Raw genomic sequence first — 24,089 nt, 5'->3', positions numbered from 1 at the left:
ACGAACGACTTGGTCGGCGCCTGCAGCCCGCTATGACATAGACGGAATGAACAATCGTGTCGGGACGACGATTCGCGGGTCTGCTTTATCGCGGCTATAGGCCGGATTGAGCGCCCTGTCGGTGAAGCTCTGCGTCGCATGCAGCCGGCGCAGGTTCTGTTTTTCCTGCTCGAATCGCTTCTGCCGCCCTCCCGACTTGTCCGATCCGCGCGACAGCGATTCATGGTGATAGAGACAGGCAAAGGGCGTCCAGATGATGCGGTAGCCGGCCTTGTGGGCGCGCAGGCAATAGTCGACATCGTTATAGGCGACGGCGAAATTCTCCTCGTCGAACAGGCCGATCTTTTGCAGGCAGTCGCCCGAGATCAGCATGACCGCGCCGGTTACGCAGGTCATGGTATTGCGCAGATGTAGCCGGTTCATCGGACCGCCGAACTCTTTGGGCTTGTTCAAATACCAATGGCCGGCCAATCCGCCAAAGCCGACGACCACGCCTGCATGTTGCATCTTGTCGTTCGGAAAGAGCAGCTTGGCGCCGACGATGCCGGTTCTGTCGTAGGCGAGGCAGGAGACCATCTCCTTCAGCCAGCCAGATTCGATCACTTCGACGTCATTGTTGAGGATCAGATAGTGCTCGCCCGTCGCTGCGTTCAAGCCGCGATTGACCGAGCGTGAGAAATTGAAGGCTTCCGGGGTGACGACTGCCGAAAACCGCCGGTGTGTCTGGCGATAGCGGTCGTAGAGATCGAGCACCGCCTTGTCCGTAGACCCGTTGTCTATAACAAGCACTTCGAAATCCGGATAGTCCGTCTTCTCGAAGAGATCATGAAGGATGCGGGAGATGAGGTCGAAGTTGTCCTTGCTGGGAATGACGATCGAGACTTTAGGCCAATCGCGCGGCGGCTCGAACACGACGCGATGCAGCGTCTTGGTGAGTGCTCCTTCGACTTGAATCGTTTGCCGCTGCCGTTCGAACCTTTCGGTCAGCGCCTTCCTCGCATTCGCGGTCGCGGCGTCCATGAATTTGCGCGAGTAGGTCTGGCCGTTGCGGCGCCACCAGTAGGCCGGGTAGGGCAGGTGTAGGATGCTTTGTTCCGGGAGTCCCTCCAGATAGCGCAGCAGCAGGTCATAGTCCTGCGATCCGTCATAACCGGTGCGTAGATAACCGATCTCCCGAAGCCGGCTGTGGCGATAGATGGAGAAGTGGTTGATGTAGTTGACGCCGCTCAGCAGGACCGAGTCGTAGGCCGGCTTCAGCATGACGCCGGTCGGCTTCAAGGTGTCGTCGACGACGAGCTCGTCGGTATAAAGGAAATTGGCGTCCGGGTTTTGCTCCAGCGTATGCCTGATGAGCTTGAAAGCGTGGGGCGCAACGACATCGTCATGGTCGAGGAGGGCGATCCATTGGCCGCGAGCATGGGCCAGGCCGGAATTGGTGGCCGCCGCGATGCCGCCATTGCGTTCGTTCAGCATGAAGCGGATATTGTCTTTCGCCTGCTGCGACTTATACCATTGCCGCGTTTCCGGCGATGTCGAGCCATCATCGCTCAGAATGAGCTCCGTGCCCTGTTCTGCCTGCATTTCGAAAGATCTGACGAGATCGTCCAGATATCGCGGCGGCGCATTGTAGACGGGCACGACGACGCTCAACCAGGTTCCCGCTGTTGCCGATACCGGTAAGGCGACGAGATCAGAGCCAAGCCGATAGTTCGCATCCGCATATTGGATCGTCAGGCTGGCGGCTCGCTTTCCGAATCTGAGTTTCGGTATCTTGGTCCAATGCCGCGGAAGCTTGCCGAGATCGACGCGCTCTGTCTTTTCCTCTGTATTGAGGAGATGCGCCATATATTGCTCGGCCGATTTTGCAGAGGAGAAAGCCTTGACCTCAAAGCTGAATGTCGTCGGAAAACTGACGGGATCGGCGCGCAGGGCGCAGATGGAGCCAACCGATCCAATATCAGCGGTGACGATGAAGCGGCGTGCTGTTGATTTCCGCTAGGAACTGACCCGGCGTTTCCACCGAGAAGTGGCTCTGACGCACTTTTGCTGACGTGCAGATCCTACGATGCGCCGATCAATCGCGCCTGCAGCAGATCGAGTTTTGCACGTCCGTACATCTGTCGTTTGATGAGCTTTATCCGAGGCCGAATCGAAGCCGACAACGTCACGGACATGATTCTGCATGGCGAGGAACGCCCCTATCATCGTGTCGCGATCGAGGAGGCGCGGCGATTGGGCGTCCGCGTCAATGTTGTGGAAATGGGATATTTGCGGCCGGATTGGGTGACGCTCGAGCGAGATGGGCTGTCCTCCAATTCGCGCTTTCCGACCGACCCGGCCTATATCGTCGAGGCGGCATCAAATCTGCCCGAGCCGGATTGGACGCGTCGCTTCAGCCAGACCTTCCTTGCCGAAGCGCTTTACGATCTCGCCTACTATCTTCCGACCGTCTTTTTATGGTTTCTTTATCCCGGCTATCGCCGTCATGGGCTCTACCATCCCTTGATGGAATATGCCGGCTGGCTGCGCAGACTTCCGGCAAGCGGCAGGAGGTCTCGTGAGGCCGAAGGCCTGATCGAGGAGCTGATTGCCGGCGACAAGCGATTCTTTGTTTACCCGCTGCAGCTTCAGACCGACTACCAGCTGCGCTCGCACTCGCCTTTTCATCAGCAGCAGGATGCCATCAGGCTGATTCTCCAATCTTTTGCGGATAATGCCGCCGCCGGGACGGAACTCGTGGTCAAGCTGCATCCGCTCGACAGCGGGCTCGTGGATTGGAGAGCCTACGTAAATCGCATCAGCACCGCGCACGGGTTGTCTTCCCGCGTCCATTTCCTCGATGGCGGCAATCTCGACCGGTTGATCGTCGCCAGCCAAGGCATGGTGACGGTCAATTCCACTGCGGCGCTTTCGGCATTGCGGGCCGGCAAGCCTGTGAAAGTCCTGGGAATGGCGGTCTACGACATAGAGGGCCTAGCCGACCAGGGGCCCTTGGATCGATTCTGGACCCATCCGGCACAGCCATCGGCAGAGCTTTGCGCGGCATTCTTCAAGCTGCTTGCTGCAGCAGTACAGGTGCGCGGCAACTTCTGCTCCAAGGATGGAGCACAATCAGCCGCCGAGCAGATCGCGAAGAGATTATTGTCGTGCACGGTCAATCTGCCCGGCGCTTATGTCGAGCCGGCACCGCGGCAAAGGCCTTCGAAGATCTCGATACCCTGATGGCTCGATGAAACGCTGAGCTAGGATCAACACGCGCTCGGTCGTGGCGATGCAATTAACATTCCGGCCACTTACATATGGACTTGTAGTAAACTGATGCAGCGATTCGGCGTCAGGGCCTAAGCGCACAGTCGTTTGTTGGGAGCAAACGCCATGGGTGGAAGTAAGATGGAAAGATTCATGCTGAAAGAACTGCTTGTGATCATGGCAGCTCTTGGGCTTGTTTCCGTGGTTCTTCTGGGAGTTGTCATAACCGGCAATTACTGAGCGGCCGCCATCGCGATCTACAGAGGATCATCTGCGCATAGCGCAACGGTCATTCCGTTTCGGCTAATCGCTCAATTTGTGAGGCTTAGAAATGGTGGGCGATGAGAGACTCGAACTCCCGACATCCTCGGTGTAAACGAGGCGCTCTACCAACTGAGCTAATCGCCCGTCAGGCAAGCGGGTCATTGGCCCGCCGCATCCGGTGGCCGTGATCTATGCGGAACGAGGAAAAACCGCAAGAGTGTTTGTGAAGATTTTTTGATTTTTTTGATTTTTCCCCACCCCGGTTCCGGTCGTCCATATGCGCGGATGTGAAGCCTGCCGGATTATCCCTGTGCATATCAGGCTCGGATGAAATGCGTGGGGCGGGAAGCTGCCATGCCAAATTGCGGGAACGGAAACTTGAGGGCGAGCTTGTCCAAAACAATTCGCACTCTGTCATCGATTTGTATTCAAACCTGCTTGACACCCAAACACGAACCCCGTAGTTAGCCGCTCATCGAACGGCGAGGGCCGCTTTGATGGGTGCGAAAGCATCCGGACTGCTTGAAATGAAATGCGGGTGTAGCTCAGTCGGTTAGAGTGCCGGCCTGTCACGCCGGAGGTCGCGGGTTCGAGCCCCGTCACTCGCGCCATTTCAAGGTTAAATCCGGATCATGCGCCCGGCCGAAAGGTCAAGCAATGCGCGGGTGTAGCTCAGTCGGTTAGAGTGCCGGCCTGTCACGCCGGAGGTCGCGGGTTCGAGCCCCGTCACTCGCGCCATTCTCTCCAAGCCATTACAATCAAACATCAATTTATTGCGATTGCGAAAGAGCCGTTTGGCCTTTGCGCCGATTTGTCGCGATGCCGTCGCAACATATTGATATCTACCGCTCGACAGTACTCCGAACGACAGATTCAAAAGGCTTGCGCCCGCGCTCCGGCTGCGCTAACCACGGCTTTGTTGCAACGCTCTTTCGCTTGCTGGGCATTTGCTCAAATGCGCCGCCCCGGCGCTGATCGCAAGCAGGGATGGACATGATGACTGGACTGCTCAGTTCCTATATTCCGATAGCGATTTTCATTGGTGTTGCCTTGGTGATTGGCTTGGCGCTGTTGATCGCGCCGTTTGCCGTCGCCTTCAAGGCGCCTGACTCCGAAAAGCTGTCGGCCTATGAATGCGGCTTCAACGCATTCGATGACGCCCGCATGAAGTTCGATATCCGCTTTTACCTGGTGTCGATTCTCTTCATCATCTTCGACCTGGAAGTCGCCTTCCTTTTCCCCTGGGCCATATCCTTCGGTGCGATCGGCTGGTTCGGATTCTGGTCGATGATGGTGTTCCTGGCGGTGCTGACCATCGGCTTTATCTATGAATGGAAGAAGGGAGCCCTGGAATGGGAGTAGCTCCGACTAACACGACGCTCGTGGCGCCGCAGCCGAAGGGGATCATCGATCCCGCGACCGGCAGGCCGGTTGGCAGCAACGATCCGTTCTTTGGCGAGATCAACAATGAGCTCGCCGATAAGGGTTTTCTGGTTACCTCCACCGATGAGCTGATCACCTGGGCCCGCACCGGCTCCCTCATGTGGATGACTTTCGGTCTCGCCTGCTGCGCCGTCGAGATGATGCAGGTTTCCATGCCGCGTTACGACGTCGAGCGTTTCGGCTTTGCGCCGCGCGCTTCGCCGCGTCAGTCCGACGTCATGATCGTGGCCGGCACGCTGACGAACAAGATGGCGCCCGCTCTGCGCAAGGTCTACGACCAGATGCCTGAGCCGCGTTACGTCATTTCGATGGGTTCCTGCGCCAACGGCGGCGGCTACTATCACTATTCCTATTCCGTCGTGCGCGGCTGCGATCGCATCGTGCCGATCGACATCTATATTCCGGGCTGTCCTCCCACGGCAGAAGCGCTGCTTTACGGCGTGCTTTTGCTGCAGAAGAAGATCCGGCGCACTGGCACGATCGAACGGTAAGGCAGGGGACAAGGTATTATGAGTGAAGCCCTGAACGAGCTCGCCGCCTACCTCACGGAAGTTCGCAGCGCCCTGATCTCTTCGATCGAGATTAAGTACGGCGAGCTGAACGTGACGACGACGACCGAAAACGTTATCGCACTGCTGACCTTCCTGCGTGACGACGCCAAGTGCGGCTTCGTCAACATGACGGATATTTGCGGTGTCGACTGGCCGCAGCGCGCCGAGCGTTTCGACGTCGTCTATCATCTGCTGTCGCCCAAGAAGAACCTGCGCATCCGCGTCAAGGTTCCGGTCGGCGAAGACCAGCCTGTTCCCTCCGCCTGCGGCATCTATCCCGGCGCCGACTGGTTCGAGCGCGAAACCTGGGACATGTACGGCGTTCTCTTCACCGGTCATCCGGATCTGCGCCGTTTGCTGACGGACTACGGTTTCGAAGGCCACCCGCTGCGCAAGGATTTCCCGACGACCGGTTTCGTCGAAGTTCGTTACGATGATGCCGCCAAGCGGGTCGTCTACGAGCCGGTGGAACTGAAGCAGGAATTCCGCAACTTCGACTTCCTGTCGCCGTGGGAGGGCACCGACTACGTGCTCCCGGGTGACGAGAAGGCGAAGGCCTAATTGTTGGCGTATGGCGGGCTTCGGCCTGCCATTCTCTGAAATTCTGAAAACGCGAGCATCGCCGCCATGACAGAACATAACGTTCGCAACTTCAACATCAATTTCGGCCCGCAGCATCCGGCTGCGCACGGCGTCTTGCGTCTTGTCCTTGAATTGGACGGCGAAATTGTGGAACGCGTCGATCCCCATATCGGCCTGCTGCACCGCGGCACGGAAAAGCTGATCGAATCGAAGACCTATCTTCAGGCCGTTCCTTACTTCGACCGCCTCGACTACGTGGCGCCGATGAACCAGGAACATGCCTACGCGCTGGCTGTCGAAAAGCTGCTCGGCATCGATATCCCGATCCGCGGACAGCTGATCCGCGTGCTTTATTCGGAAATCGGCCGCATCCTGTCGCATCTCCTGAACGTTACGACGCAGGCTATGGACGTCGGCGCGCTGACGCCGCCGCTCTGGGGCTTCGAAGAGCGCGAAAAGCTGATGGTGTTCTACGAGCGCGCCTCCGGCTCGCGCATGCACGCAGCCTATGTCCGTCCGGGCGGTGTTCACCAGGATCTTCCCGAGAAACTGGTGCAGGATATCGGCGACTGGTGCGATCCCTTTCTGAAGGCGCTCGACGATATTGACGACCTCCTGACCGGCAACCGCATCTTCAAGCAGCGTAACGTCGATATCGGCGTGGTTTCGCTGGAAGACTGTTGGGCGTGGGGCTTCTCCGGTGTCATGGTCCGCGGCTCGGGTGCTGCCTGGGACCTGCGCAAGGCCCAGCCCTATGAATGCTATTCCGATCTCGAATTCGACATTCCGATCGGCAAGAACGGCGACTGCTACGACCGTTACCTCATCCGCATGATCGAAATGCGTGAGTCCGTCCGCATCATGAAGCAGTGCGTCAATCGCCTGCTGGGTGATGCCAAGGCCGGACCGGTCTCGTCGCTGGACGGTAAGGTCGTTCCGCCGAAGCGTGGCGAGATGAAGCGCTCGATGGAAGCGTTGATCCACCACTTCAAGCTCTACACCGAAGGCTATCACGTGCCGGCCGGCGAGGTTTATGCGGCTGTCGAAGCGCCCAAGGGCGAGTTTGGCGTCTATCTCGTCTCCGACGGCTCCAACAAGCCTTATCGCTGCAAGATCCGTGCACCGGGCTATGCGCATCTGCAGGCCATGGACTTCATGTGCCGCGGCCATCAGCTCGCCGACGTCGCTGCCGTCCTCGGTTCGCTTGATATCGTCTTCGGTGAGGTGGATCGTTGATGCGAGTTTGGCAGGTGGTTATCCCGGCGCTTCTGGTCGCTTGCGGTGCTTCGGCACAGCAGACCGGCAAGACGCAGAGCCTGCCGACCATCAACTTGCAGGGTTCGAATGCGCCGAGCGCGAATTCTGCGAAAGGCGGAAATGCGGTTACGCAGGGCGGAGATTCGACAGTGGCGGATCTCCTCTCGCGCGGTTATCAGATCAAGGCCGCTGTGCCGAATGGCGGCAAGTTTGTTGTGTTTATGCAGAAAGACCAGTCGGCCTATGCCTGCGAATTCTCGTCTCTGACGAATACGCGGTGTGGGTCCTTAAACTGAGATAAGGCGTGAAAGATGTCCGTTCGTCGACTAGCCGAAGATCAATTCCAGCCTGCCGCTTTCGCCTTTAATGCGGAGAATGCGGTCTGGGCTGAAAAGACGATCAATAAATACCCCGAGGGCCGTCAGCAGTCCGCGATTATCCCGCTGATGATGCGGGCGCAGGAGCAGGATGGCTGGGTCACCAGGGCAGCGATCGAGAAGATCGCCGACATGCTGGATATGGCCTATATCCGCGCGCTCGAAGTTGCGACGTTCTACACGCAGTTCCAGCTGAACCCGGTCGGCACGCGCGCCCACGTTCAGGTTTGCGGCACGACGCCCTGCATGCTGCGCGGCGCCGAAGGGCTGATCAAGGTCTGCAAGAGCCGGATCCATGATCACGCCTTTGAGCGCAACGCCGACGGCACGCTCTCCTGGGAAGAGGTCGAATGTCAGGGCGCCTGCGTCAATGCACCGATGGTGGTGATCGGCAAGGATACCTATGAGGATCTGACGCCGGCACGTCTCGAAGAGATCATCGGTGCATTCGCCGCAGGCAAAGGCAGCGAAGTTCCGACCGGCCCGCAGATCGACCGTGTCTTCTCCGCTCCGGAAGGTGGCTTGACGTCTCTCCTGTCGGATGAGACGAAGGCAAAGAGCGTTGCCGCTAAGGCCAAGGCTGCCGCAGAGCAACCCATTGCCGACACTGCGCCGGAAAAAGCCGAAGCCGCCAAGAAGCCGTCGCTTGACGACAAGGATCGTCCCGCCGGTATCGAAAGACCCGCGCAGCCGGACGACCTGCAGCTGATTTCCGGCGTCGGCCCGAAGATCGAGTCCATCCTGCATGAGCTTGGCATCTTCACCTTCGCGCAGGTGGCCAGCTGGCATGAGGCCGAGCGCCATTGGGTTGACGGCTATCTGAATTTCAAGGGCCGGATCGAGCGCGACGACTGGGTCAGGCAGGCAGAGGCACTCGCTAAGGGTGGCGAAGCGGAATATATCAAGGTCTTCGGCAAGAAGCCGCGGTAAGAGGTGAAGCATGTTACAGGATCAGGATCGCATCTTTACCAATATCTACGGCCTCAAGGATAAGTCTCTCAAGGGCGCGATGTCGCGCGGCCATTGGGACGGCACGAAGCAAATCCTCGAAAAGGGTCGTGACTGGATCATCAACGAGATGAAGGCCTCCGGCCTTCGCGGTCGCGGCGGCGCAGGCTTCCCGACCGGCCTCAAGTGGTCCTTCATGCCGAAGGAAAGCGACGGTCGTCCGCACTATCTCGTCGTCAACGCCGACGAGTCCGAGCCGGGCACCTGCAAGGACCGCGACATCATGCGCCACGATCCGCACACGCTGATCGAAGGTTGCGTCATTGCCGGTTTCGCCATGGGCGCTAATGCCGCTTACATCTATGTTCGCGGCGAATACATGCGCGAGCGCGAAGCCCTGCAGGCGGCGATCGACGAGTGCTACGATGCCGGATTACTCGGCAAAAACAACAAGCTCGGCTGGGATTATGACGTTTACGTTCATCATGGCGCCGGCGCCTACATCTGCGGCGAAGAAACCGCGCTGCTCGAAAGCCTGGAAGGCAAGAAGGGCCAGCCGCGCCTGAAGCCGCCGTTCCCGGCCAACATGGGTCTCTATGGCTGCCCGACGACCGTCAACAACGTCGAGTCGATCGCCGTTGCCCCGACGATCCTGCGCCGCGGTGCCGGCTGGTTCTCCTCCTTCGGCCGTCCGAACAATGTCGGCACGAAGCTGTTCATGCTCTCCGGTCACGTCAACCGTCCTTGCACGGTTGAAGAGACGATGGGTATCACCTTCCGCGAGCTGGTCGAAAAGCATGGCGGCGGTATTCGCGGCGGCTGGGACAATCTGCTCGCCGTCATTCCCGGCGGTGCGTCGTGCCCGGTCGTTCCGGCTGCCGATATCATCGACTGCCCGATGGATTTCGACGGTCTGCGCGAAGTCAAGTCGTCCTTCGGTACGGCAGCGGCGATCGTCATGGACAAGTCGACCGACATCATCAAGGCGATCGCCCGCATTTCGGCCTTCTTCAAGCACGAGAGCTGCGGTCAGTGCACGCCGTGCCGCGAAGGCACGGGCTGGATGTGGCGCGTTCTGGAGCGCATGGCGCGCGGCAACGCGCAGAAGCGTGAGATCGACATGCTGTTCCAGGTGACGAAGCAGATCGAAGGTCATACCATCTGTGCGCTCGGCGACGCAGCCGCATGGCCGGTGCAGGGCCTGATCCGTAATTTCCGCCCCGAGATCGAAAAGCGCATCGACCAGTATACCGCCAACGCGACAAGCCGAGGCGCGGTACTGGAAGCTGCCGAGTAAGGACGATGATGGCGAAGACCACGGATGTCAGGCAAGGGAACGGAGCGGCCGATGGCGACGCATCGGCCGATCTCGGCCGCGTTGCCGCCGATATGCTGCGGAATTCGTCCGTCATGCCGATCTATCCACTGATGGCAAATCCGGCAGCGGCATTTGCCGCTGCGGCGGCCATCGGTTTCGGCGTTACCTCGCAGATCGCCGGAGCATTCTTCGGTGCACTTCAGGGTGCGGTCGAGGTTGCGAACAAGCGGGCTGCCGAGCCGGATCAAGGGAATGATGGCGCCGCCGAACAGAAGGCTGCAGCGAAGATGGCCGGGGCAGGGGAAGCGAAGCCTGTAGAGGCATCGCCCGTTGCCGCTCCGGTCGCATCGAAGCCGGTGGCTGCAAAGCCGAAGCCCGCTGTCGCAAAGAAGGCCGCGCCAAAGCCGGCTGCGGTTGCTGTGACTACGGCAGCGCCGGCCAAGAGTAAGGCCAAGGTCGAGGTGGCGGCGCCTGTTGCAGCAAAGCCGGCTCCCGCGCGTAGCCGCAAGGCTGCGTCGAAAGCCGACGACCTGAAGCTCATTTCGGGCGTCGGCCCGAAGCTGGAGCAGGTGTTGAACGGACGCGGTATCCAGCGCTTTGCCGATATCGCTGTCTGGACCGATGCAGATATCGAGCGGATCGACGCGGAGCTCGGCTTCGACGGCCGCATCCGGCGCGACGACTGGGTGGGCCAGGCGAAGGCGCTGATGCCGAAGGGCCGGAATTGAGGTTTTTCCTTGGCTGTACGCGACAGTCGGGGGAGGGTGAATGAAGGCGGTGGAAATGTTGCGGGCAAGCCCCGCATGTTTCGATCGCGACGCTGATCTTGCGGGGACAAGATTCGGCAAAGCTTATTGTGAGCGAACCGGTGCCCTGCGGCGGTCATGCCGCGCCGGTGGCAGTCCGGTTTGCGATCATGAAATTGCCTGCAGCCAGGTTCGGCTGGAGACGTGACATAGGACTGAGTGGACGATGGCTAAACTGAAGATTGACGGTAAAGAGATCGAAGTTCCGGATCACTACACGCTTATCCAGGCGTGCGAGGAAGCCGGCGCCGAAGTCCCGCGCTTCTGCTTCCATGAACGACTGTCGGTGGCCGGCAATTGCCGCATGTGCCTCGTAGAGGTAAAGGGCGGCCCGCCGAAGCCGCAGGCATCCTGCGCCATGGGCGTGCGCGACATTCGCGGCGGCCCGAACGGCGAACTTCCGGAAGTCTTCACCAACACGCCGATGGTCAAGAAGGCCCGCGAAGGCGTGATGGAGTTCCTGCTGATCAACCATCCGCTGGATTGCCCGATCTGCGACCAGGGCGGCGAATGCGACCTGCAGGACCAGGCCATGGCCTTCGGCATCGACAGCTCGCGCTATCAGGAAGACAAGCGCGCCGTCGAAGACAAGTATATCGGCCCGCTGGTCAAGACCGTGATGAACCGCTGCATTCACTGCACGCGTTGCGTCCGTTTCACGACGGAAGTTGCCGGCATCTCCGAGCTCGGCCTGATCGGCCGCGGCGAAGACGCCGAGATCACCACCTATCTCGAGCGCGCAATGACCTCGGAGCTGCAGGGCAACGTCGTTGACCTTTGCCCGGTCGGCGCACTGACCTCGAAGCCCTTCGCCTTCACGGCTCGTCCGTGGGAGTTGAACAAGACCGAATCGATCGACGTCATGGACGCGCTCGGCTCCGCCATCCGCGTCGATACGCGTGGCCGCGAAGTCATGCGCGTGCTGCCTAGAGTCAACGAGCAGATCAACGAAGAGTGGATCTCCGACAAGACGCGCTTCATCTGGGATGGCCTGAAAACGCAGCGCCTCGACAAGCCCTATGTCCGCAAGGATGGCCGCCTGCAGGCGGCAAGCTGGAGCGACGCCTTTGCCGCCATCAAGTCGGCGGTCTCCGCCACCAGCGGCGACAAGATCGGCGCCATCGCCGGCGACCTCGCCTCGGTCGAAGAGATGTACGCCCTCGGCGAACTGATGAAATCGCTTGGTTCGGAGAATCTCGACTGTCGCCAGGACGGGACGGCGCTTGATCCGTCGCTCGGCCGCGCAAGCTACATCTTCAACCCGAGCATTCAGGGTATCGAAGCCGCCGATGCGCTGCTGATCGTCGGCGCCAATCCGCGCTTCGAAGCTGCCGTGCTGAATTCGCGCATCCGCAAGCGCTGGCGCCGTGGGAAGTTCCCGATCGGCGTGATCGGCGAACATGCCGACCTGCGCTACTCCTACGACTATCTCGGTGCAGGCTCGGATACGCTCGCCGATATCGTCAACGGTTCGCACAGCTTTGCGGACGTTCTGAAGAAGGCCGAAAAGCCGATGATCATCATCGGCCAGGGCGCACTGATCCGTGAAGATGGCGCGCAGGTGCTGGCAAATGCCGCCAAGCTCGCGGCAGCCGTCGGTGTCGTCAAGGACGGCTGGAACGGTTTTGCCGTGCTGCACACGGCGGCATCCCGCGTGGGTGGCCTCGATCTCGGCTTCGTGCCGGGCGAAAAGGGTGTCAATGCGGCGACCATGCTGTCGTCGATGGACGTGCTCTTCCTGCTCGGCGCCGATGAACTCGATTTCAGCCGCAAGGGCGCCAAGTTCACCGTCTATATTGGCTCGCATGGCGACAACGGCGCACAGACCGCCGACGTCATTCTCCCGGCCGCCGCCTACACCGAAAAGTCGGGCACCTGGGTCAATACCGAAGGCCGCGTCCAGATGGGCAATCGCGCCGGTTTCGCACCGGGGGATGCCCGCGAGGACTGGGCCGTCATTCGCGCCCTTTCCGACGTACTCGGCAAGAAGCTTCCCTTTGATTCGCTGAGAGAATTGCGCGCGAAGCTCTATGCAGCTTTCCCGCATTTCGCCGGCATCGACGAGATTGCCGAAGCCGATAGCGCCCAAATTGCCGCACTTGCGAAAAAAGCCGGCGCGATGGGCAAATCGGCATTTGCGTCGCCGATCAAAGACTTCTATTTGACGAACCCGATAACGCGCGCGTCGGCTGTCATGGCCGAATGCTCGGCATTGGCCCGCAACAATTTCCAGGCTGCGGCAGAGTAAGGGCAAGGACTATGGATTCATTCGTTTCGACCTATCTCTTGCCGGGGCTGATCATGTTCGGCCAGGCCTTGTTGCTCCTGGTCCCTCTGCTGATCTTCATCGCCTTTATTCTGCTTGCCGACCGTAAGATCTGGGCGGCGGTTCAGCTGCGCCGCGGCCCGAACGTCGTCGGTCCCTTCGGCCTGTTTCAGTCCTTCGCCGACCTTCTGAAGTTCATCTTCAAGGAGCCGATTATCCCGGCCGGCGCAAACAAGACCGTGTTTCTGCTGGCACCGCTGGTGTCCGTGGTACTGGCGCTGTCCACCTGGGCCGTCGTGCCGCTGGCGCAGAATTGGGTCGTCGCCGATATCAACGTCGGCATCCTTTACATCCTGGCGATTTCGTCGCTGGAAGTATACGGCATCATCATGGGCGGCTGGGCTTCGAACTCGAAGTATCCGTTCCTCGGCGCGCTGCGCTCTGCGGCACAGATGGTGTCCTACGAAGTCTCGATCGGCTTCGTCATCGTCACCGTGCTGCTTTGCGTCGGTTCGCTGAACCTGACGGATATCGTGCTCTCGCAGCAGACGGGCCTCGGGACCAAGCTCGGCCTGCCGGCCTCGTTCCTCGACTGGCACTGGCTGTCGCTGTTCCCGATGTTCATCGTGTTCTTCATTTCGGCGCTCGCTGAAACCAACCGCCCGCCTTTCGATCTTCCGGAAGCGGAATCGGAACTGGTCGCCGGCTTCATGGTCGAATACAGCTCTTCCCCGTACATGATGTTCATGCTCGGCGAATATGCTGCCGTCGTGCTGATGTGCTCGCTCACGACGATCCTCTTCCTCGGCGGCTGGCTGCCTCCGGTCGATATCTGGATCCTGAATTGGGTTCCGGGCATCATCTGGTTCCTGCTGAAGTCCTGCCTTGTGTTTTTCATGTTCGCGATGGTGAAGGCTTTCGTGCCGCGCTACCGCTACGACCAGCTCATGCGCCTTGGCTGGAAGGTTTTCCTGCCGCTGTCGCTTGCCATGGTCGTTATCGTTGCATTCGTGCTGAAGCTGACGGGATGGGCGTGATGATGTCTGTCCCCGCTTCTGGCAGTTTTGGAGGTTAAGATGGCCGGTTTGTCCAATGCCGTCAGCTCGCTGTTTCTCAAGGAATTTGTCGGCGCGTTCTTTTTGTCGATGCGTTACTTCTTCAAGCAGAAGGCGACGATCAATTACCCCTTCGAGAAGGGGCCGGTCAGCCCGCGCTTCCGCGGCGAACATGCGCTGCGCCGTTATCCCAACGGCGAAGAGCGCTGCATCGCCTGCAAGCTCTGCGAAGCCATCTGTCCTGCCCAGGCTATCACCATCGAGGCCGGGCCGCGCCGCAACGACGGCACCCGCCGCACGGTGCGTTACGACATCGACATGGTGAAGTGCATCTATTGCGGCTTCTGCCAGGAAGCCTGCCCGGTCGACGCTATCGTCGAAGGGCCGAACTTCGAATTCGCCACCGAGACCCGCGAAGAGCTCTACTTCGACAAAACGCGGCTTTTGGACAATGGCGACCGCTGGGAACGCGAAATCGCGCGCAACATCGCGATGGATTCGCCGTACCGCTGAGCGGAGTTTTGAGTATGCCGTGACGGGCGGCCCGTTGTCGCCGTCGCGGTTGAATCTAGACCGGGGCTTTGCCGGACGAAGGTCCGACCGAGCTCCATCGGGCAGGGGAAGCACCCCGCTGCCCGGGGGAAGACGAAAAAGGCACCAACATGGGTCTGCAGGCTCTTTTTTTCTACATCTTCGCCTTTGTCGCTGTGGCGTCGGCGTTCATGGTCATCTCAGCGCGGAATCCGGTCCATTCGGTCCTGTTCCTGATCCTGGTTTTCTTCAACGCGGCCGGCCTCTTCCTGTTGATGGGGGCCGAGTTCCTGGCGATGATCCTGCTGGTCGTTTATGTCGGCGCCGTGGCGGTTCTCTTCCTTTTCGTCGTCATGATGCTTGATGTCGATTTCGCCGAACTCCGGGCGGGCATTCTGGAATATGCGCCGATCGGCGCGCTGATCGGCGTCATCCTCGCCGCCGAGCTGATCGTCGTCATCGGCGGCAGCGTGATCTCGCCCCAGATCGCCAAGTCGGTCGCCATGCCGATCCCCGCCATCACGCAACGCACGAACACTGCCGCCCTCGGCGACGTGCTCTATACCAACTACGTCTATTTCTTCGAGATCGCCGGCCTTGTTCTGCTGGTTGCGATGATCGGCGCGATCGTGCTGACGCTGAAGCATCGCACGCACATCAAGCGCCAGAATATCCCCCAACAGGTCGCCCGCACGCCTGCTACCGCCGTCGAGGTGGTCAAGGTCAAGCCGGGGCAGGGCGTCTGAGGCGAGGCACGAGGATCAAAGGAACAAGAACATGGTCATCGGACTTTCCCACTACCTGACGGTTAGCGCCATCCTCTTCGTGCTCGGCGTCTTCGGTATCTTTCTCAACCGCAAGAACGTCATCATCATCCTGATGTCCATCGAGCTGATACTGCTCGCGGTTAACATCAACATGGTCGCTTTCTCGTCGTTCCTCAACGACATCGTCGGCCAGGTCTTCGCTCTATTCATTTTGACCGTCGCTGCGGCCGAAGCTGCGATCGGTCTTGCAATTCTCGTCGTCTTCTACCGTAACCGCGGCTCCATCGCGGTTGAAGACGTCAACGTGATGAAGGGCTGATACAGCTATGTTTTTATATAAGGCTATCGTCTTTCTTCCCCTGATCGGTGCGATTATCGCCGGCCTTTTCGGCCGCGCCATCGGCGCCAAGGCTTCGGAATACGTTACCACCGGCCTGATGATCGTCGCCGGCGTCCTATCCTGGGTCGTCTTCTTCACCGTGGCTCTCGGCCATACGGACGGCCCGATCAAGGTTGAAGTCCTGCGCTGGATCCAGTCCGGCGGCATCGACGCGTCCTGGTCGCTGCGCATCGACACGCTGACCTCGGTCATGCTGATCGTCGTGAACACGGTTTCGACCCTGGTTCACGTCTACTCGATCGGATACATGCACCACGATCCGCATCGTCCGCGCTTCTTCGCCTATCTGTCGCTCTTCACCTTCGCCATGCTCATGCTGGTGACCTCCGACAACCTCGCCCAGATGTTTTTCGGCTGGGAAGGCGTCGGTCTGGCCTCCTATCTGCTGATCGGCTTCTGGTTCAAGAAGCCGTCCGCGTCCGCAGCGGCAATCAAGGCCTTCATCGTCAACCGCGTCGGCGACTTTGGCTTCGTGCTCGGCATTGCGGGCGTCTTCGTCCTCTTCGGCTCGATCAACCTCGACGTCATCTTCGGCAATGCGCAGAGCTTCGCCGCAGGGCAGGGCGGTCAGCCGGGCGATATCGGACTCAACCTTTTCGGCATGCATCTCGATCGCGGTCACGCGCTCACCGGCGTCTGCCTGCTGCTCTTCATGGGCGCGATGGGTAAGTCGGCACAGTTCCTGCTGCACACCTGGCTGCCGGACGCCATGGAAGGCCCGACCCCGGTTTCGGCGCTCATCCATGCCGCAACGATGGTCACCGCCGGCGTCTTCCTCGTCGCCCGCATGTCGCCGATCTTCGAATTGTCGCAAGATGCCCTGACCGTCGTGACCGTCGTCGGCGCGATCACAGCCTTCTTCGCGGCGACCGTCGGCCTCGTGCAGAACGACATCAAGCGCGTGATCGCCTATTCGACCTGTTCGCAGCTCGGCTACATGTTTGTCGCGCTCGGCGTCGGCGCTTACGGCGCTGCCATTTTCCATCTGTTCACGCACGCCTTCTTCAAGGCTCTGCTCTTCCTCTGCGCCGGCTCGGTCATCCACGCCGTCGATGGCGAGCAGGACATGCGCCATATGGGTGGCCTCCGTTCGCACATCAAGAAGACCTATTGGATGATGATCATCGGCACGCTGGCGATCACCGGCGTCGGCATTCCATTTTCGCCGATCGGCTTTGCCGGCTTCTTCTCCAAGGATGCGATCATCTCGGCTTCGTACACGTCGCACAATCCGGCCGCCGGCTTTGCCTTCACGCTGCTGGTCATCGCCGCGCTGTTCACCAGCTTCTATTCCTGGCGCCTGATTTTCATGACCTTCTTCGGCAAGCCCCGTGCCTCGCACGAAGTCATGCACCATGTGCATGAATCGCCGAATGTCATGTTGGTCCCGCTCTATCTGTTGGCGATCGGCGCCGTCTTCGCCGGCTGGTATTTCCATGACTACTTCGTCGGTCACGCCTACGAGGAATTCTGGAAGCACGCGCTCTTCACAGTGCCTGACAACAAGATCCTCGAAGAGATGGAGCATGCTCCGCATTGGGTCGAGCTCAGCCCGTTCATCGCGATGGTCGTTGGCTTCGTGGTTGCTTGGTACATGTACATCCAGTCGCCGGAAACGCCCCGTCGCCTCGCTCAGCAGCAGCGCCCGCTCTACGAGTTCCTCTTGAACAAGTGGTACTTCGACGAGCTCTATGACTTCCTCTTCGTTCGCTCGGCCAAGCGCCTTGGTCGCTTCCTTTGGAAGCAGGGCGATATCGGGGTCATCGACACCATCGGCCCGAACGGCATTGCCGCGCGCGTCGTCGATGTCACCAACCGCGTCGTGCGCCTGCAGACCGGCTACCTCTATCACTATGCCTTCGCGATGCTGCTCGGCATTGCGGCCCTCGTTACTTGGATGATGCTCGGGAGTTCCCTCTGATGACCGATTGGCCTATTCTTTCAACGGTCACGTTCCTGCCGCTGGTGGGCGTCCTTCTCCTGCTGTTCACGCGGGAAGACGGCCCCAACGGCCGCCGCAACATCCTGAATATTTCTCTGGCGACGACGGTCTTCACCTTCATCGTATCGCTGTTTGTCTGGATCTGGTTCGACAACGCCAATCCCGGCTTCCAGATGATCGAGAAGCATGACTGGCTGACCAGCGGCATCAGCTATCACATGGGTGTCGACGGCATTTCGATGCTGTTCGTGATCCTGTCGACTTTCCTGATGCCTTTCTGCGTGCTGGCAAGCTGGCTTTCGGTCGAAAAGCGGCTGAAGGACTACATGATCGCCTTCCTCGTCCTCGAGACGATGATGGTCGGCGTTTTTGTGTCGCTGGATATCGTGCTATTCTACGTCTTCTTCGAAGCTGGCCTCATCCCGATGTTCCTGATCATCGGCGTCTGGGGGGGCAAGGATCGCGTTTACGCCAGCTACAAATTCTTCCTCTACACGCTGCTCGGCTCGGTGCTGATGCTGCTTGCCATCATGGCGATGTACTGGCAGGCCGGCACGACCGATATCCCGTCGCTGCTCGCCTACAAGTTCCCGCCGCAGCTGCAGACGTGGCTATGGCTGGCCTTCTTCGCCTCCTTCGCGGTGAAGATGCCGATGTGGCCGGTGCACACCTGGCTGCCCGACGCGCACGTTCAGGCGCCGACGGCGGGCTCCGTCATTCTGGCTGGCGTCCTCCTGAAGCTCGGCGGCTACGGCCTCATCCGCTTCTCGCTCGGCATGTTCCCGAATGCGTCGGAATATTTCGCGCCGTTCGTCTTCGCCCTGTCGGTCATCGCCATCATCTACACCTCGCTGGTGGCGCTGATGCAGGAAGACATCAAGAAGCTGATTGCCTATTCCTCCGTCGCCCACATGGGCTACGTGACGATGGGTATCTTCGCGGCCAACCAGCAGGGCGTTCAAGGCGCGATTTTCCAGATGCTGTCGCACGGCATCGTCTCGGGCGCGCTCTTCCTCTGCGTCGGCGTAATCTACGACCGGACCCATACCCGCGAGATCGCGGCCTATGGTGGCTTGGTCAACAACATGCCGAAATACGCCGTTGCCATGATGGTCTTCACCATGGCCAACGTCGGTCTGCCCGGCACCTCCGGCTTCATCGGCGAATTCCTGACCCTGATCGGCGTCTTCCGCGCCAACACCTGGGTTGCGCTCTTCGCCGCCACCGGCGTCATCCTGTCGGCCGCCTATGCGCTCTGGCTTTACCGCCGCGTCATTTTCGGCGTGCTGGACAAGGAGAACCTGAAGAAGCTCCTGGATCTGTCGCCGCGTGAACAGCTGATCCTTTATCCGCTGATCGCTTTGACGATCCTCTTCGGCGTCTATCCGGCTCCGATCTTCGATGCCACAGCCGCTTCGGTGGATCTGCTGGTCAACAACTATACCGCTGCCCTGCACGCTGCGCAGAATGTTGCGCTGTCGATGAATTGATGACGGGACCTATTCGATATGACTGCTGACACAATTTTTGCAAGCCTGCATCTTTCCATTCCGGAGCTCATCCTCGCGGTCGGTGCGCTTGCGTTGCTCATGATCGGCGTCTTCTCGGGCGAGCGGTCGGGACCCATGGTCACCGGTCTTGCCATCGCGCTTCTTGCGGTGGCCGGTCTCTGGATCATCTTCGTGCCGGGCGAGGGGCTGGCCTATGGCGGTGCCTATCTCGCCGACGGCTTCTCGCGCTTCATGAAGATCGTCGCCCTGGTCGGCTCGATCGTCGCCATGTTCCTGAGCATGGGGCATGCGCGCGAGCAACAACTCGATCGGTTCGAGTTCCCGGTTCTGCTCGTTCTCGCAACCCTCGGCATCCTGCTGATGATCTCGGCCCATGACCTGATCTCGCTCTACCTGTCGCTGGAACTGCAGTCGCTGGCACTCTACGTCGTGGCCGCCATCAACCGCGACAGCGTGAAGTCGACCGAAGCCGGCCTGAAGTACTTCGTTCTCGGTGCGCTCTCCTCCGGTATGCTGCTCTACGGTATGTCGCTGGTCTACGGCTTCACCGGCCATACGACCTTCGACGCCATTGCCACGGCCCTCAGCTCTGAGACCCGTTCGCTCGGTCTCGTCTTCGGTCTGGTCTTCGTGCTTGCCGGCTTGGCCTTCAAGATCTCCGCCGTTCCTTTCCATATGTGGACGCCGGACGTTTACGAAGGCGCTCCGACCCCGGTCACCGCCTTCTTCGCCGGTGCGCCCAAGGTTGCCGCCATGGCGATCCTGACCCGTATCGTCGTCACCGCCTTCCACCCGGTTCTGGCTGACTGGCAGCAGATCATAGTCTTCATCTCGATTGCCTCGATGCTGCTCGGCTCCTTCGCCGCGATCGGTCAGCGTAATTTCAAGAGACTGATGGCCTATTCCTCGATCGGCCACATGGGCTATGCGCTCGTCGGTCTCGCCGCAGGGACCAAGACCGGTGTGTCAGGCGTCATGCTCTATATGGTCATTTACATGGTCATGACGCTCGGCTCCTTCGCCATCATTTTGGCGATGCGCCGCAAGGATGGACGTCAGGTCGAAAGCATCGAAGATCTCGCCGGCCTCTCCGCGACGAACCCCTTCATGGCAGTTGTGCTGACGGCGCTGATGTTCTCGCTCGCCGGCATTCCGCCGCTGGCAGGCTTCTTCGGAAAGTACTTCGTCTTCGTCGCCGCCATCCAGGCGCATCTCTACGCGCTCGCCATCATCGGCGTTCTGGCCTCGGTCGTTGGCGCTTACTACTATCTGCGTGTCATCAAGGTGATGTGGTTTGATGAAGCCAAGGACGAATTCACGCGCACGGCCGGTTCGCTGCGCCTGGTCTTCGGTCTCTCGGGCCTCTTCGTCATTACTTACGTCTTGTTCGGCGGCGCAATCGGCGGTGCTGCCGATCTGGCGGCCGCGACGCTGTTTTGATGGCGTTTGATATGAACAGCCGGAAGTCGCTTGCCGACTTCCGGCACGATGCCATTTCAGAGACTTCCTCTACAAATAGCGTGTGTCTGGAAAGAGCACGCTCTGGCGATCCCGGAAACCTGTGGGTGACCGCCGAGCGCCAGACCGGCGGGCGTGGTCGCCGCGGTCGTCCATGGGTTTCCGAACCCGGCAATCTCTACGCATCGCTGCTTTTGATCGATCCCGCACCGATGGAGCGTCTCGGCTCCCTGCCGCTTGCGGTTGCGGTCGCTGTGCATCAGGCGGTGCGTGCCGTATTGCCGCTGGCCGCCGAGCCGGCCGAGATCAAATGGCCGAACGATATCCTGATCGGCCGCAAGAAGACTTGTGGCATCCTGATCGAGGGAGAAGCGCTCCCCGATGGACGCTATGCGCTTGTCATCGGCATCGGTATCAATGTCACCACCACGCCCGACAATCCGATGTATCCAGTGACCAGCCTGCGCCAGCAGGGCTCTATGGTTTCAGCGGAAGAACTGTTTGCGCATCTCTACGCGGCAATGGCGGAAGTGCTTGCTGCCTGGAACAACGGCAAGGGCGTTCGGGAGGTCACCGCCCGCTGGCGGGAGGCGGCGTGCGGTATCGGTGAAAAGATCACCGTGAATTTGCCGGACCGGTCGATTTTAGGCCACTTCGTTGGAATCGATGATAATGGCTTGTTGATGCTCGAGACCGACGACGGCAAGACTATGCCGATCGCGGCGGGCGATGTTTTTCTTAAGTAATGGTTGGGAACGAAATGGCGAAGCAAGACGAACTGGTGTTTCTGCCACTCGGCGGCGTCGGCGAGATCGGTATGAATCTCGCATTGTACGGCTATGGTCCGCCGGAGAATCGCCAGTGGATCATGGTCGATTGCGGCGTCACATTCCCAGGGCCGGATCTGCCTGGCGTCGATCTGGTGCTGCCGGATATCCGTTTCCTGGCCAAGGAGCGCAAGAACCTCAAGGGCATCATTATCACTCACGCGCATGAGGATCATTACGGCGCGCTGAATGATCTTTGGCCTGGCCTGAATGTCCCTGTCTACGCTTCGGGCTTTACTGCCGGCTTGCTGGAAGCCAAGCGGGACTACGAAAAGACTATGGGTGAGATTCCGATCACTCCGTTCAAGGCCGGCGACCGCATCAATGTCGGCCCCTTCAGCATCGAAGGCGTCGCCGTCAATCACTCGATCCCCGAACCGATGTCGCTGATGATCCGCACGCCGGTTGGCAACGTCATCCATACGGGCGACTGGAAGATCGACCACGAGCCGTCGCTCGGGCCGCTGACTGACGAGACCCGCTTCCGCCAACTCGGCGACGAGGGCGTGCTGGCGCTGATGTGCGATTCCACCAACGCCCTTCGCGACGGTGTCTCGCCTTCCGAGAAGGACGTCTCCGAAAGCCTGCGCAAGATCATCGAGGATGCCGAGGGTCGCGTGGCGGTCACCACCTTCTCCTCGAATGTCGGCCGTATCCGCACCGTCGCCGAGGCTGCCGAGGCTGCCGGTCGTGAGGTGCTGCTGCTCGGCAGCTCGCTGAAGCGCGTCGTCGATGTGGCTCGCGACATCGGTCTGATGGAGGGCATCAAGCCGTTCATCGCCGAGGACGAATACGGTTATATCCCGCGCGACAAGGTGGTGGTCATCCTCACCGGTAGCCAGGGCGAGCCGCGCGCTGCCCTTGCCAAACTGGCGAGAGATGAGATGCGCAATGTCGCACTGGCTGCGGGCGATATTGTCGTCTTCTCCTCGCGTGCCATCCCCGGCAACGAGAAAGCCATTCAGGATATTAAGAACGGCCTGATCGAACAGGGCATACATATCGTGACGGATGCCGAAGCGCTTGTTCACGTGTCCGGACATCCTCGCCGCAACGAACTACAGAAGATGTATGAGTGGACGCGGCCGAAGATCGTCGTTCCCGTTCATGGCGAGGCCACGCATCTGACCGCGCACAAGGAACTGGCGGAGCAAAGTGGTATCTCCGTCGTGCCGCGCGTGCGCAATGGCGATATATTGCGCCTTGCACCCGGGCTGGCTGAGGTCATCGGTGAAGCGCCGCATGGGCGCATCTTCAAGGATGGCACTCTGATCGGCGATTTCGATGAGATGGGCATCGGTGAGCGCAAGAAGCTCTCCTATGTCGGCCATGTCGCTGTCAATGTCGTGCTCGACGCCCGTTACGACATCGTCGGCGATCCCGATGTCGTGCCGATCGGCTTGCCGGCCTATGACGACGAGGGTGACGAGATGGAAGACACGCTCTTTGACGCCGTCGTCAGCGCCATCGAAAGCATTCCCCGTGCCCGCCGTAAGGATCTGGACATGCTGCAGGAAGCTGCCCGCCGCGCCGTGCGCGCCGCCGCCAACCAGGGCTGGGGGAAGAAGCCTCTTGTGACCGTCTTCGTCACACGCACCGGCGGCTGAAGTTCGCCATCCGATCGGGGAGGAGAGATCGTGCTTGGACGGATCAATCATATCGCGCTTGCCGTTCCGGATATTGCAACGGCCAGTCGCGCTTATCGCGAGACGCTTGGCGCCGTTGTGTCCGCACCGCAGGCTTTGCCCGAGCATGGTGTAACGGTCGTTTTCGTCGAATTGCCGAACAGCAAAGTCGAGCTGCTGGAGCCGCTCGGCGACGCATCGCCAATCGCAGCTTTCCTTGCGAAGAACCCGGACGGCGGCATGCATCACATCTGTTACGAGGTTGCCGATATTCTTGCGGCGCGTAACCATCTGGTCGCCACAGGCGCCCGGGTGCTTGGGAACGGCGAGCCGAAAATCGGCGCGCATGGCAAGCCGGTACTCTTCCTGCACCCGAAAGACTTCTTCGGGACGCTGATCGAGCTTGAGCAAGTGTGACATTAAAGCGCTGGAAGGTGCTTTGAAAGATGGCGGCTTTGCCCCTATAAGCAACTTGGAAGAGGGAAGGGCGAGCAGACTCGTCTCTGGAGCAATTCCGGGAAAAGTGCGCAGCGGTTTTCCGTCCGGAATTGAGTAAAACAATAAGGTCGAGCGGTTCGGAGATTCCGTGAAGAACTGAACCGCTTTGAGGGAGCATAATGGCCCAGCAGATTGCAGCGAGCTTCGCGGTTTATTTCGTCATTTGGTGGATTACGCTGTTTGCCGTGCTGCCGTTTGGTTTGCGCACGCAGGCTGAAGACGAGCATGTGATCGCCGGAACCGTCGAAAGCGCGCCGACGAAATTTCGCGCCGGGAGAGTTGTATTCTTCACCACCCTGGTCTCGGCCCTCATCTACGGCGCCTGGTATATCGCCTCGCATTATTTCGGGTTGAGCATCGACTCCATTCCGAAAATCGTTCCGAGCTACGACAAGTAAGCAATCGCAACGGCCT

22 protein-coding genes and 3 tRNA genes are annotated in these 24,089 nt (G+C 59.9%); 23 read left to right on the top strand and 2 right to left on the bottom strand.

The features are described from left to right. Positions 1–30: 30 nt before the first annotated feature. Positions 31–1,845 carry a glycosyltransferase family 2 protein gene (locus tag QD409_RS16280; RefSeq protein ID WP_430763103.1) on the bottom strand — a complete coding sequence of 605 codons (1,815 nt, stop codon included), beginning with the start codon at positions 1,843–1,845 and terminating at the stop codon, positions 31–33. A gap of 282 nt (positions 1,846–2,127) precedes the next feature. Between QD409_RS16280 and QD409_RS16275 the strand changes: the two genes are divergently transcribed. After that, positions 2,128–3,222, top strand: a complete 1,095-nt coding sequence (locus QD409_RS16275) for a capsule biosynthesis protein (RefSeq protein WP_430763102.1) — start codon at positions 2,128–2,130, stop codon at positions 3,220–3,222. Between the two features lie 359 nt (positions 3,223–3,581). Here the strand turns inward: QD409_RS16275 and QD409_RS16270 are convergent. Continuing rightward, positions 3,582–3,657: transfer RNA gene (locus QD409_RS16270), tRNA-Val, on the bottom strand. Between the two features lie 390 nt (positions 3,658–4,047). On the opposite strand from QD409_RS16270, the gene QD409_RS16265 reads away from it, so the two are divergent. The 22 genes from QD409_RS16265 (at position 4,048) to QD409_RS16160 (ending at position 24,073) form a co-directional block, all read left to right on the top strand. Continuing rightward, positions 4,048–4,124: transfer RNA gene (locus tag QD409_RS16265), tRNA-Asp, on the top strand. A gap of 50 nt (positions 4,125–4,174) precedes the next feature. After that, a tRNA-Asp gene (locus tag QD409_RS16260) sits at positions 4,175–4,251 on the top strand. A 258-nt stretch (positions 4,252–4,509) separates the two neighbouring features. Beyond that, a complete protein-coding gene (locus QD409_RS16255; RefSeq protein ID WP_092845249.1) occupies positions 4,510–4,875 on the top strand; it encodes an NADH-quinone oxidoreductase subunit A in 366 nt (121 codons plus the stop codon). Continuing rightward, positions 4,866–5,447: a NuoB/complex I 20 kDa subunit family protein gene (locus QD409_RS16250; RefSeq protein ID WP_092844808.1), complete on the top strand. Its 582-nt coding sequence runs from the start codon at positions 4,866–4,868 to the stop codon at positions 5,445–5,447. The genes QD409_RS16255 and QD409_RS16250 overlap by 10 nt, the downstream gene beginning before the upstream one ends. Positions 5,448–5,465: 18 nt before the next feature. After that, positions 5,466–6,068 (top strand): NADH-quinone oxidoreductase subunit C, encoded by a 603-nt coding sequence (locus tag QD409_RS16245; protein WP_004122457.1) that lies wholly within the window; start codon positions 5,466–5,468, stop codon positions 6,066–6,068. Between the two features lie 66 nt (positions 6,069–6,134). After that, entirely contained in the window at positions 6,135–7,325 is a 1,191-nt protein-coding gene (locus QD409_RS16240; protein ID WP_092844810.1) for an NADH-quinone oxidoreductase subunit D, read from the top strand. Beyond that, positions 7,325–7,642, top strand: coding sequence for a hypothetical protein (locus QD409_RS16235; protein ID WP_092844811.1), 318 nt, complete (start codon positions 7,325–7,327; stop codon positions 7,640–7,642). The genes QD409_RS16240 and QD409_RS16235 overlap by 1 nt, the downstream gene beginning before the upstream one ends. A 15-nt stretch (positions 7,643–7,657) precedes the next feature. After that, positions 7,658–8,653: an NADH-quinone oxidoreductase subunit NuoE gene (nuoE, locus tag QD409_RS16230; RefSeq protein ID WP_430763101.1), complete on the top strand. Its 996-nt coding sequence runs from the start codon at positions 7,658–7,660 to the stop codon at positions 8,651–8,653. 10 nt (positions 8,654–8,663) lie between these two features. Then, entirely contained in the window at positions 8,664–9,968 is a 1,305-nt protein-coding gene (nuoF, locus tag QD409_RS16225; RefSeq protein WP_092844815.1) for an NADH-quinone oxidoreductase subunit NuoF, read from the top strand. Positions 9,969–9,973: 5 nt separating this feature from the next. Next, entirely contained in the window at positions 9,974–10,717 is a 744-nt protein-coding gene (locus QD409_RS16220) for a 5' DNA nuclease (protein WP_430763100.1), read from the top strand. A gap of 244 nt (positions 10,718–10,961) precedes the next feature. After that, positions 10,962–13,043, top strand: a complete 2,082-nt coding sequence (gene nuoG / locus QD409_RS16215; protein ID WP_430763099.1) for an NADH-quinone oxidoreductase subunit NuoG — start codon at positions 10,962–10,964, stop codon at positions 13,041–13,043. Between the two features lie 11 nt (positions 13,044–13,054). Next, a complete protein-coding gene (gene nuoH, locus QD409_RS16210) occupies positions 13,055–14,098 on the top strand; it encodes an NADH-quinone oxidoreductase subunit NuoH (RefSeq protein ID WP_092844821.1) in 1,044 nt (347 codons plus the stop codon). 39 nt (positions 14,099–14,137) lie between these two features. Continuing rightward, on the top strand, positions 14,138–14,629 hold the full coding sequence (gene nuoI / locus QD409_RS16205; protein ID WP_149636597.1) for an NADH-quinone oxidoreductase subunit NuoI: 492 nt from the start codon (positions 14,138–14,140) through the stop codon (positions 14,627–14,629). 149 nt (positions 14,630–14,778) lie between these two features. Beyond that, positions 14,779–15,393, top strand: a complete 615-nt coding sequence (locus QD409_RS16200) for an NADH-quinone oxidoreductase subunit J (protein WP_092844823.1) — start codon at positions 14,779–14,781, stop codon at positions 15,391–15,393. Between the two features lie 31 nt (positions 15,394–15,424). After that, complete coding sequence (gene nuoK, locus QD409_RS16195) at positions 15,425–15,733, top strand: NADH-quinone oxidoreductase subunit NuoK (protein ID WP_004122490.1); 309 nt, start codon at positions 15,425–15,427, stop codon at positions 15,731–15,733. A gap of 7 nt (positions 15,734–15,740) precedes the next feature. Beyond that, complete coding sequence (gene nuoL, locus QD409_RS16190) at positions 15,741–17,735, top strand: NADH-quinone oxidoreductase subunit L (RefSeq protein ID WP_430763098.1); 1,995 nt, start codon at positions 15,741–15,743, stop codon at positions 17,733–17,735. After that, positions 17,735–19,246 (top strand): NADH-quinone oxidoreductase subunit M, encoded by a 1,512-nt coding sequence (locus tag QD409_RS16185; protein ID WP_092844826.1) that lies wholly within the window; start codon positions 17,735–17,737, stop codon positions 19,244–19,246. Before nuoL ends, QD409_RS16185 begins: the two co-directional genes overlap by 1 nt. Positions 19,247–19,264: 18 nt before the next feature. Beyond that, on the top strand, positions 19,265–20,707 hold the full coding sequence (nuoN, locus tag QD409_RS16180; RefSeq protein WP_430763097.1) for an NADH-quinone oxidoreductase subunit NuoN: 1,443 nt from the start codon (positions 19,265–19,267) through the stop codon (positions 20,705–20,707). 11 nt (positions 20,708–20,718) lie between these two features. Beyond that, the gene (locus QD409_RS16175; protein WP_430763096.1) at positions 20,719–21,471 is read left to right on the top strand and encodes a biotin--[acetyl-CoA-carboxylase] ligase; all 753 of its coding nucleotides are present in this window, start codon (positions 20,719–20,721) and stop codon (positions 21,469–21,471) included. A 14-nt stretch (positions 21,472–21,485) separates the two neighbouring features. After that, positions 21,486–23,159, top strand: a complete 1,674-nt coding sequence (locus tag QD409_RS16170) for a ribonuclease J (protein WP_430763095.1) — start codon at positions 21,486–21,488, stop codon at positions 23,157–23,159. A 30-nt stretch (positions 23,160–23,189) separates the two neighbouring features. Next, on the top strand, positions 23,190–23,594 hold the full coding sequence (gene mce, locus QD409_RS16165; RefSeq protein WP_430763094.1) for a methylmalonyl-CoA epimerase: 405 nt from the start codon (positions 23,190–23,192) through the stop codon (positions 23,592–23,594). A 200-nt stretch (positions 23,595–23,794) separates the two neighbouring features. Next, entirely contained in the window at positions 23,795–24,073 is a 279-nt protein-coding gene (locus tag QD409_RS16160) for a DUF1467 family protein (RefSeq protein ID WP_092844834.1), read from the top strand. Positions 24,074–24,089 lie beyond the last annotated feature (16 nt).

The organism is Rhizobium sp. BR 315, from assembly GCF_050577975.1.
In the GTDB taxonomy this organism is placed as follows: domain Bacteria; phylum Pseudomonadota; class Alphaproteobacteria; order Rhizobiales; family Rhizobiaceae; genus Rhizobium; species Rhizobium miluonense.
This window is presented reverse-complemented; position numbering and strand designations above follow the sequence as displayed.

What these genes read in the sequence shown, in the direction of transcription:
- nuoF (WP_092844815.1), top strand. Translation starts at nt 8,664, where the DNA reads ATGTTACAGGATCAGGATCGCATCTTTACCAATATCTACGGCCTCAAG.
- QD409_RS16185 (WP_092844826.1), top strand. Translation starts at nt 17,735, where the DNA reads ATGACCGATTGGCCTATTCTTTCAACGGTCACGTTCCTGCCGCTGGTG.
- nuoE (WP_430763101.1), top strand. Translation starts at nt 7,658, where the DNA reads ATGTCCGTTCGTCGACTAGCCGAAGATCAATTCCAGCCTGCCGCTTTC.
- nuoI (WP_149636597.1), top strand. Translation starts at nt 14,138, where the DNA reads ATGGCCGGTTTGTCCAATGCCGTCAGCTCGCTGTTTCTCAAGGAATTT.
- nuoK (WP_004122490.1), top strand. Translation starts at nt 15,425, where the DNA reads ATGGTCATCGGACTTTCCCACTACCTGACGGTTAGCGCCATCCTCTTC.
- QD409_RS16160 (WP_092844834.1), top strand. Translation starts at nt 23,795, where the DNA reads ATGGCCCAGCAGATTGCAGCGAGCTTCGCGGTTTATTTCGTCATTTGG.
- QD409_RS16240 (WP_092844810.1), top strand. Translation starts at nt 6,135, where the DNA reads ATGACAGAACATAACGTTCGCAACTTCAACATCAATTTCGGCCCGCAG.
- QD409_RS16250 (WP_092844808.1), top strand. Translation starts at nt 4,866, where the DNA reads ATGGGAGTAGCTCCGACTAACACGACGCTCGTGGCGCCGCAGCCGAAG.
- QD409_RS16235 (WP_092844811.1), top strand. Translation starts at nt 7,325, where the DNA reads ATGCGAGTTTGGCAGGTGGTTATCCCGGCGCTTCTGGTCGCTTGCGGT.
- nuoL (WP_430763098.1), top strand. Translation starts at nt 15,741, where the DNA reads ATGTTTTTATATAAGGCTATCGTCTTTCTTCCCCTGATCGGTGCGATT.
- nuoN (WP_430763097.1), top strand. Translation starts at nt 19,265, where the DNA reads ATGACTGCTGACACAATTTTTGCAAGCCTGCATCTTTCCATTCCGGAG.
- nuoH (WP_092844821.1), top strand. Translation starts at nt 13,055, where the DNA reads ATGGATTCATTCGTTTCGACCTATCTCTTGCCGGGGCTGATCATGTTC.
- QD409_RS16200 (WP_092844823.1), top strand. Translation starts at nt 14,779, where the DNA reads ATGGGTCTGCAGGCTCTTTTTTTCTACATCTTCGCCTTTGTCGCTGTG.
- nuoG (WP_430763099.1), top strand. Translation starts at nt 10,962, where the DNA reads ATGGCTAAACTGAAGATTGACGGTAAAGAGATCGAAGTTCCGGATCAC.
- QD409_RS16280 (WP_430763103.1), bottom strand. Translation starts at nt 1,845, where the DNA reads ATGGCGCATCTCCTCAATACAGAGGAAAAGACAGAGCGCGTCGATCTC.
- QD409_RS16220 (WP_430763100.1), top strand. Translation starts at nt 9,974, where the DNA reads ATGATGGCGAAGACCACGGATGTCAGGCAAGGGAACGGAGCGGCCGAT.
- QD409_RS16255 (WP_092845249.1), top strand. Translation starts at nt 4,510, where the DNA reads ATGACTGGACTGCTCAGTTCCTATATTCCGATAGCGATTTTCATTGGT.
- QD409_RS16175 (WP_430763096.1), top strand. Translation starts at nt 20,719, where the DNA reads ATGAACAGCCGGAAGTCGCTTGCCGACTTCCGGCACGATGCCATTTCA.
- QD409_RS16170 (WP_430763095.1), top strand. Translation starts at nt 21,486, where the DNA reads ATGGCGAAGCAAGACGAACTGGTGTTTCTGCCACTCGGCGGCGTCGGC.
- QD409_RS16245 (WP_004122457.1), top strand. Translation starts at nt 5,466, where the DNA reads ATGAGTGAAGCCCTGAACGAGCTCGCCGCCTACCTCACGGAAGTTCGC.
- QD409_RS16275 (WP_430763102.1), top strand. Translation starts at nt 2,128, where the DNA reads ATGAGCTTTATCCGAGGCCGAATCGAAGCCGACAACGTCACGGACATG.